Raw genomic sequence first — 8,447 nt, 5'->3', positions numbered from 1 at the left:
CTCCCCGTGGGGGAGTCCGGCCACCGGCGCCGCGTTCGTCCTGTTACGACCAGGTGATGAGGCGGCGGGGGTGTTCCAGGACCGCCGCGATGTCGGCCAGGAAGCGGGATCCGAGCTCGCCGTCGATCAGCCGGTGGTCGAAGGACAGCGCCAGGGTGGTGACCTGGCGCGGCTTGACCTTGCCCTTGTGGACCCACGGCTGGAGCTTGATCGCGCCGACCGCGAGGATCGCGGACTCGCCGGGGTTCAGGATGGGCGTACCGGTGTCGACGCCGAAGACGCCGACGTTGGTGATGGTGATGGTGCCGTTCTGCATGTCGGCCGGGGAGGTCTTGCCGTCGCGGGCGGTGGCGACCAGCGACGACAGGGCCTCGGAGAGCTCCGGCAGCGTCTTGGCGTGGGCGTCCTTGATGTTCGGGACGATCAGGCCGCGCGGGGTGGCCGCTGCGATGCCGAGGTTGACGTAGTGCTTGAGCACGATCTCCTGGGCCGCCTCGTCCCAGGACGCGTTGACGTCCGGGTTGCGGCGGATGGCCACCAGGACGGCCTTGGCGACGAGGAGCAGCGGGTTGATCCGCAGACCGGCGAGGTCCGGGTCCTCCTTGAGCTCCTGGACCAGCTTCATCGTGCGCGTCACGTCGAGGGTGATGAACTCGGTGACGTGCGGGGCCGTGAAGGCGGAGTTGACCATCGCCTGGGCGGTGACCTTGCGGACGCCCTTGACCGGGACACGGGTCTCGCGCGCCGTCGCCTCGACCGGGGCGGTCGCGGCTGCCGTGGCGGGTGCCTCCGCGGCGGCCGGGGCCCGGACCGGGGCGGCGGCCGGGGCTGCCTGCGGGGCGGCGGCGGCCGCCGCGGCGGCGTGCACGTCCTCGCGGGTCACGACGCCGCCCTCGCCGGTGGGGACCACCGAGGCCAGGTCGATGCCGAGGTCCTTGGCGAGCTTGCGGACAGGCGGCTTGGCCAGGGGCCGCTCGGCGGTGCCGAGCGCGGTGCCGTTGCCGTTGCCGTTGCCGTTCAGCGCGGCGGTCCCGTTCTGCGTGGGAACCGCGGGAGCGGCCGGAGCGGCCGGGGCGGTCACCGCGCCCGCTCCCGCCACGGCCTTGCGCGGCCGGCGCTTGGTGGAGGCCGTGGACACGCCGTAGCCGACCAGGACGGGCTGGCGCGCCTCGGCGGCCGGCTGCTCGGCGGCGGCCGGGGCCTCTGCCGGGGCGGCCACCTCCTGCGCCGGTGCCTCGGCGGCCGCGCCCTCGGTCCGTACCGAGATGATCACCTGGCCGACGTCGACCGTGGTGCCCTCCTCGAAGAGGAGCGCGTGCACGGTGCCGTCGAAGGGGATCGGCAGCTCCACGGCCGCCTTCGCCGTCTCAACCTCGCAGACGACCTGCCCGTCGGTGACCGTGTCACCCGGCTGGACGTACCACTTGAGGATTTCGGCCTCGGTGAGGCCCTCGCCCACGTCGGGCATCTTGAATTCGCGGATCGTCACAGGGCTCTCCTCAGTACGCCAGCGAGCGGTCGACGGCGTCGAGCACCCTGTCCAGGCCCGGCAGATACTCGTCCTCCAGGCGGGCCGGCGGGTACGGCGCGTGGAACCCGCCCACCCGCAGCACCGGCGCCTCCAGGTGGTAGAAGCACCGCTCCGTGATGCGGGCGGCGATCTCCGAACCCACGCCCAGGAACACGGGCGCCTCGTGGACGATGACCAGCCGGCGGGTGCGTTCCACCGAGGCCTGCAGTCCGTCGAAGTCGATCGGGGACATCGACCGCAGGTCGACGACCTCCACCGACTTGCCCTCCTCGGCCGCCGCGGCCGCCGCCTCCAGGCACACCTTCACCATCGGGCCGTAGGCGGCCAGCGTGAGGTCCGTGCCGGAACGCGCCACGCGGGCGGCGTGCAGGGCGTCCGGGATCGCGTCGACATCGACCTCGCCCTTGTCCCAGTAGCGCCGCTTCGGCTCGAAGAAGATCACCGGGTCGTCGCTGAGGATCGCCTGCTGGAGCATCCAGTAGGCGTCGCTCGCGTTCGACGGCGAGACCACCTTCAAGCCCGGGACGTGCGCGAACAGCGTCTCCGGGGACTCGCTGTGGTGTTCGACCGCGCCGATGCCGCCCGCGTACGGGATGCGGATGACGACCGGCATCTTGATCTTGCCGAGCGAGCGCGCGTGCATCTTCGCGAGCTGCGTGACGATCTGGTCGTAGGCGGGGAAGACGAACCCGTCGAACTGGATCTCCACGACCGGCCGGTACCCGCGCAGGGCCAGGCCGATCGCCGTGCCGACGATGCCGGACTCGGCCAGCGGGGTGTCGATGACCCGCTCCTCGCCGAAGTCCTTCTGGAGGCCGTCGGTGATGCGGAAGACGCCGCCGAGCTTGCCGACGTCCTCGCCCATGATCAGGACCTTGGGGTCGGTCTCCAGGGCCTTGCGCAGCGAGTCGTTGAGCGCCTTCGCGATGGTCAGCTTCTGTACGGCCATGGTGGTCACTCCCCGCCTTCGAAGGACGCGAGGTACGCGGCGAACTGGGCGCGCTCCTCGTCGACGAGCGCGTGCCCGTCCGCGTAGACGTTCTCGAAGATCGCCATGGTGTCCGGGTCGGGCATGGCGCGCACGACCTCGCGCACCCGCTTGCCCAGCGTCTCGCTCTCCTCCTCCAGCTGGGCGAAGAACGCCTCGTCGGCGCCGCCCGTCGCCAGCAGGTGGGCCTTCAGGCGCAGGATCGGGTCCTTGGCCTCCCAGGCCGCCGTCTCCTCGTCGCGCCGGTACTTCGTCGGGTCGTCGGAGGTGGTGTGCGCACCCATGCGGTACGTGAACGCCTCGACCAGGGTCGGACCCTCGCCGTTGCGCGCCCGCTCCAGCGCCCAGCGGGTGACCGCCAGACAGGCCAGCACGTCGTTGCCGTCGACGCGGACGCCCGGGAAGCCGAAGCCCTGGGCGCGCTGGTAAAGCGGCACGCGCATTTGGCGCTCGGTGGGCTCGGAGATCGCCCACTGGTTGTTCTGGCAGAAGAACACGACGGGGGAGTTGTACACCGCCGAGAAGGTGAATGCCTCGGCCACGTCACCCTGACTGGACGCACCATCACCGAAATAGGCGATGACCGCGGAGTCCGCACCGTCCTTCGCCACGCCCATCGCGTACCCGGTCGCGTGCAGCGTCTGGGAGCCGATGACGATCGTGTAGAGGTGGAAATTGTTCGTGTTCGGGTCCCAGCCGCCGTGGTTCACGCCGCGGAACATGCCGAGCAGATTGGTCGGGTCGACCCCGCGGCACCAGGCCACACCGTGCTCACGGTAGGTGGGGAAGACGTAGTCGTCGTCGCGCAGCGCCCGGCCGGAGCCGATCTGCGCCGCTTCCTGACCGAGGAGCGAGGCCCACAGGCCCAGCTCGCCCTGACGCTGCAGGGCGGTCGCCTCGCCGTCGAAACGGCGGGTCAGGACCATGTCGCGGTAGAGCCCGCGCAGGTCCTCGGTGGTGATGTCGGCGACGTAAGGGGCGAACCGCGCGCTGTCGGCGCTCTCGACCCGTTCTCCCTCGGGCGTCAGCAGCTGTACGAGCTGAGGCTCGGCGTCGTGCGGCTGTGCGGTGGCAGCGGCGGTCTTGCGGGCGCTATCGGCGCCGGCCGTCCGCTTGGTGCCGCTGCTGCGTCGCGGCTTGCGCGCGGCAGTGCTCTCCACGGTCACGTGTGCTCCTCCGTCGGTCCGGCACCCGGGTTCTCCGGGGTCCAGTGCGGCTCACCTGTATGCGTACCCGCGCACGGGGTGGGTGCGAGGAAGGTACGGGATTCAGGCGTGACAGGTGCCCCGGCGAGTGCCCTGCGCAATGCACGTTACCCAGTGCCTCGCATAACTGCGAAACCCCGTTTGACCTGCGATTTTGCTTGGATATCCAAGTAAATCGGCGGTTGCGGGAACAACCACTGGTCACAGCCTTGCAGGGGGCCGGAACAACGGCACGTTATCCCGGGTAACAGCGCCAGGGAAGGGGTGAGTGTGTGAAACTGACTCCGTGCCCGAAAACGGAAAAATCAAGGTATTCCTCCTGGACGACCACGAAGTGGTACGCCGGGGAGTGCATGAGCTGCTGTCCGTGGAAGACGACATCGAAATCGTGGGCGAGGCGGGTTCGGCGGCCGACGCGCTGGTGCGGATCCCGGCGACCCGCCCCGATGTCGCGGTCCTGGACGTACGGCTTCCGGACGGCAGCGGGGTCGAGGTGTGCCGGGAGGTGCGCTCGCAGGACGAGGACATCAAGTGCCTGATGCTGACCTCGTTCGCGGACGACGAGGCCTTGTTCGACGCGATCATGGCCGGCGCCTCGGGATACGTGCTGAAGGCCATCCGCGGAAACGAGCTGCTCAGCGCGGTACGGGACGTCGCGGCGGGCAAGTCGCTGCTGGACCCGGTGGCCACCGCCCGGGTGCTGGAGCGGCTGCGCGACGGAAAGAAGGGCAGGGGCGACGACCGGCTGTCGCACCTCACCGAGCAGGAGCGCAAGATCCTCGACCTGATCGGCGAGGGCCTGACGAACCGGGTCATCGGCGAGCGGCTGCACCTGGCCGAGAAGACCATCAAGAACTACGTCTCCAGCCTGCTGTCGAAGCTGGGCATGGAGCGGCGCTCACAGGCTGCCGCGTACGTGGCGCGCCTCCAGGCGGAGAACCGCGTCTGAGCGCGGAGCCGTCGGCGTTCCACCGGCGTGCGAGCGGCGCGCGAGGGCGGACGGCCGCGGCGCGAACGGCGCCCGAGCGCGGCGCGAGCAGTGTGCGACCGGCGCACGAGGCGGGACGGGGCGAACCGGGTGGTGGAAACGGGCGGGTGGAAACGGGCGGGCCCGGCGGAAGGGATTCCGCCGGGCCCGTTCGCGTAAGCGTTCCTATTCGGCTCCTGCGTTGTCCGGCACGCCGGTGGAGCCGCCCCCGGGCGACTTCGTCGGCTTCTCCGAGGGGGTCGGCTTCTCCGAGACCGTCGGCTTCTCCGAGACCGTCGGCTTCTCCGAGACCGTCGGCTCCGTCGACGGCGTCGGGGTGGTGCTCGGCGTGTACTTGGTGCGGCCCGGCGTCGGCTTGTAGGTCTGCTCCTCCGAATCGGAGGAATCCGACGGCTGCGCGGAGGGGGTGGTCTCCGAGGAGGAGGAGGAGCTCTGCGAGGCGTTCGGGGAACTGCTGGTGGTGGTGCTCGGCTTGTTGCCGCCGCCGGCGCCGCCCACCGTCTTGACCGCGTACGCGATGCCGCCGGCGATCGCGAGGACCGCGAGCACCGCGAACACCCACATCTTCCAACGGCCGCCGCCCCGGCGGTCGTCGTAACCGTCGTAGCCGCCGCCGTTGTTGTAGCCGCCGTTGCTGTAGCCCCCGTGGCCGCCGCCGTTGCCGCCGCCGCCCGGGAAGGCCGAGCCGTCGTTCGGGTTCAGGGGAGGCACCATCGGCCGCTGGAACTGCGAGGTCGTGGCGTTCTGGCCGTACGGCGGGCGCGGTCCGCCGGGCCCGTGCATCTGTGTCGTCGGGGTGCCCGCGCCCGGCTGGCCCTGCGGCAGCGCCATGGTGACCGGACCGGTGTTCCAGGTACCGGAGTTGGGCCCCTGCTCCTGGAGCATCTGGAGCGCGTACTGGACCAGCCCGCGCATCTCCTCGGCGCTCTGGAACCGGTCGTCCGGATCCTTCGCCAGGGAGCGCATGACCAGGCCGTCGAGCTCCTGGGGGATGTGGTGGCCGTCGGGCAGCTGCGAGGGCGGCACCGGTGCGTCCTGGACGTGCTGGTAGACGACCGAAAGCGGCGTCTCACCGGTGAAGGGGGGCCGCAGTGCGAGGAGTTCGTACAGCAGGCAGCCCGTCGCGTACAGGTCGGAGCGGTGGTCCACGGCCTTGCCGAGGGCCTGTTCGGGCGACAGGTACTGCGGCGTGCCCATGACCATGCCGGTCTGGGTCATCGTCGACTGGGCGCCGTGCAGGGCGCGGGCGATGCCGAAGTCCATCACCTTCACCGCGCCGGTGTTGGTGATGATGACGTTCGCGGGCTTGATGTCGCGGTGCACGATGCCGTGCTGGTGGGAGTACGCGAGCGCTTCCAGCACGCCCGAGACGATGATCAGCGCCTGCTCGGGCCCCGGCGCCTCGGCGCTGATCAGGAGCTCGCGGATCGTGCGGCCCTCGACCAGCTCCATGACGATGTACGGGACGACGTTCGGGCCGACCCGGTCCTCGCCCGAGTCGTAGACCGCGACGACGGCGTGGTGGTTGAGCCCGGCGACCGACTGTGCCTCACGGGTGAAGCGGGCCTTGGAGACCGGGTCCTCGGCGAGGTCCGCGCGCAGCAGCTTGACGGCGACGGTGCGGCCCAGCCGGACGTCCTCGGCGGCGAACACCTCCGCCATGCCGCCTCGTCCAAGGCGGTGGGTGAGGCGGTAGCGGCCGTCGCCCACCAGGCCGCCTGCGCCCCAATGCTCAGGATCCTCGGCCATCCCGGCGCCGGTTCCGTCGGGTTCGGGTGCCATCAGTCCTCGCCGTCGTCTCTCTCGTCCGTAACTTCTGCGGGTCCTCTTCGGGTGCTCCGATGAACGCTACAGCCTCGGAACCGGTCGCCGTTCGGGCAATGGCACCGCGTGGCCCCCCGGTCACGGAACGGGCACCTGGCTTGACTGGTGCTTGCCCTCCGGCAGACTGGGCGCGACATGCGCTCTGCCAGACGCGTTCGGACACAGCCCGAGGGGAAGCAACAGTCATGAGCCAGGACGGCACACGGGGCCGGTACGCAGGCGGTTCCCTGGCCGGTGGCCGTTACCAGCTACGGGACTTGCTGGGCGAGGGCGGCATGGCGTCCGTCTATCTCGCTTACGACTCGGCGCTCGACCGACAGGTCGCCATCAAGACCCTGCACAGCGAACTGGGCCGTGAGGCGTCCTTCCGCGAGCGGTTCCGCCGCGAGGCGCAGGCTGTTGCCAAACTGTCGCACACCAACATCGTCTCGGTATTCGATACGGGCGAGGGTGCGGTGACGTTCGGCGGCTCCGTCGCGGACGACGGCGCCCCGATGCCGTACATCGTGATGGAGTACGTGGAGGGGCAGCCGCTCGGCTCCGCGCTCCAGGCCGACGTCGCGCAGTACGGCGCGATGCCCGCCGAGCGGGCGCTGAGGGTGACGGCCGACGTGCTTGCCGCGCTGGAGACCAGCCACGAGATGGGCCTGGTCCACCGCGACATCAAGCCCGGCAACGTGATGATGACCAAGCGCGGCGTGGTCAAGGTCATGGACTTCGGCATTGCGCGGGCCATGCAGTCCGGGGTCACCTCGATGACGCAGACCGGCATGGTCGTGGGCACCCCGCAGTACCTGTCGCCCGAGCAGGCGCTGGGCCGCGCGGTGGACGCCCGCTCCGACCTGTACTCGGTCGGCATCATGCTGTTCCAGCTGCTGACCGGACGGCTGCCGTTCGACGCGGACTCGCCGCTGGCCATCGCGTACGCGCACGTGCAGGAGGAGCCGGTCGCCCCGTCCTCCGTCAACCGTGCCCTGATCCCGGCGATGGACGCGCTGGTGGCGCGGGCCCTGAAGAAGAACCCGAACGAGCGTTTCCCGACGGCCGCGGCCATGGGGGACGAGATCGCGCGGGTCCTGTCGGCGGGTCACACGGGTGCGCCGGTCATCGTCCCGGGCGCGGCGGGCGGCAGCGGCGCCGGGGTGAGTTCGGCCGTGTTCCCGCCGGTGGACTCCGCCTTCCGGACGCCGCCGCAGTCGGTGCAGCAGCCGTACCAGGCTCCGCAGACGCCGCCGTCCCCGTACGCGCCGCACGCCCCGGCGCAGGGCGGGTACGCGTACCCGCCGCAGCAGCACGCCCAGCAGCCGGTCCCGCAGCACGCCCAGCACCAGTACGCCCCGCAGACGCCGCCGCCGTTCACCATCTCGCCGAACCCGGGCGGCGGCGGCTCGCAGGTGGCGGCGCCGAAGTCGAACACCCCGGTGATCGTCGGCGCGATCGTGGTGGCGCTGCTGGCCATCGGCGGCCTGATCGCGGTGCTCAACGGCGGCGACGACAAGAACGAGGCGAAGGGCGGCGGGGACGCCTCCGCGTCGGCCTCCGCATCGGCGTCGGGCTCCGCCGCGAAGGCGGGGCACAAGGGGCCGGACACCTCGCGCACGATCGACGCGGAGAAGTGCAAGAACCCGTCAAAGGACTGGAAGGACGCCTCCAAGGTGTCGGCCCCCGACTTCACGTACAAGAACCTGCTCTCGGTCAAGAGCTGCATCCAGGCCGCGGGCGGCAAGTACAAGATCGAGAACAAGGACGAGGCGGTCTTCGGGCAGGACACCGTGCTGGCGCAATTCCCGCCCGCCGGGACCGGGGTGACGAAGGACCAGGAGTACACGCTGACCGTGTCCACCGGCGACCCGCAGTAGGCGGGTGCGGTGGCCCGCGCCGGCGCGGGCCACCGCGCCGGTCGCTTATGCC

The 8,447-nt window shown here is 70.8% G+C and carries 6 protein-coding genes; 2 read left to right on the top strand and 4 right to left on the bottom strand.

Going from position 1 to position 8,447, the window contains the following annotated elements:
- Positions 1-43: 43 nt before the first annotated feature.
- Genes ACWGH1_RS34905 through pdhA form a run of 3 tightly spaced genes read right to left on the bottom strand, consistent with a single transcriptional unit; the run spans position 44 to position 3,685 of the window.
- The gene (locus ACWGH1_RS34905) at positions 44-1,468 is read right to left on the bottom strand and encodes a dihydrolipoamide acetyltransferase family protein (RefSeq protein WP_453409349.1); all 1,425 of its coding nucleotides are present in this window, start codon (positions 1,466-1,468) and stop codon (positions 44-46) included.
- 31 nt (positions 1,469-1,499) lie between these two features.
- The gene (locus ACWGH1_RS34900; RefSeq protein WP_453356674.1) at positions 1,500-2,480 is read right to left on the bottom strand and encodes an alpha-ketoacid dehydrogenase subunit beta; all 981 of its coding nucleotides are present in this window, start codon (positions 2,478-2,480) and stop codon (positions 1,500-1,502) included.
- A 5-nt stretch (positions 2,481-2,485) separates the two neighbouring features.
- Positions 2,486-3,685, bottom strand: coding sequence for a pyruvate dehydrogenase (acetyl-transferring) E1 component subunit alpha (pdhA, locus tag ACWGH1_RS34895; protein ID WP_453356675.1), 1,200 nt, complete (start codon positions 3,683-3,685; stop codon positions 2,486-2,488).
- Between the two features lie 325 nt (positions 3,686-4,010).
- On the opposite strand from pdhA, the gene ACWGH1_RS34890 reads away from it, so the two are divergent.
- Positions 4,011-4,673, top strand: coding sequence for a response regulator (locus ACWGH1_RS34890; RefSeq protein ID WP_453356676.1), 663 nt, complete (start codon positions 4,011-4,013; stop codon positions 4,671-4,673).
- Between the two features lie 204 nt (positions 4,674-4,877).
- Here the strand turns inward: ACWGH1_RS34890 and ACWGH1_RS34885 are convergent, their stop codons facing one another.
- Positions 4,878-6,494 carry a protein kinase domain-containing protein gene (locus ACWGH1_RS34885; protein WP_453409348.1) on the bottom strand — a complete coding sequence of 539 codons (1,617 nt, stop codon included), beginning with the start codon at positions 6,492-6,494 and terminating at the stop codon, positions 4,878-4,880.
- A 227-nt stretch (positions 6,495-6,721) separates the two neighbouring features.
- Between ACWGH1_RS34885 and ACWGH1_RS34880 the strand changes: the two genes are divergently transcribed.
- Positions 6,722-8,395, top strand: coding sequence for a protein kinase domain-containing protein (locus ACWGH1_RS34880; protein ID WP_453356812.1), 1,674 nt, complete (start codon positions 6,722-6,724; stop codon positions 8,393-8,395).
- Positions 8,396-8,447 lie beyond the last annotated feature (52 nt).

The organism is Streptomyces sp. NPDC054883, from assembly GCF_053610645.1.
The sequence above is the reverse complement of the archived record's forward strand: the minus strand, read 5'-3'. Positions and strand labels throughout refer to the sequence as shown.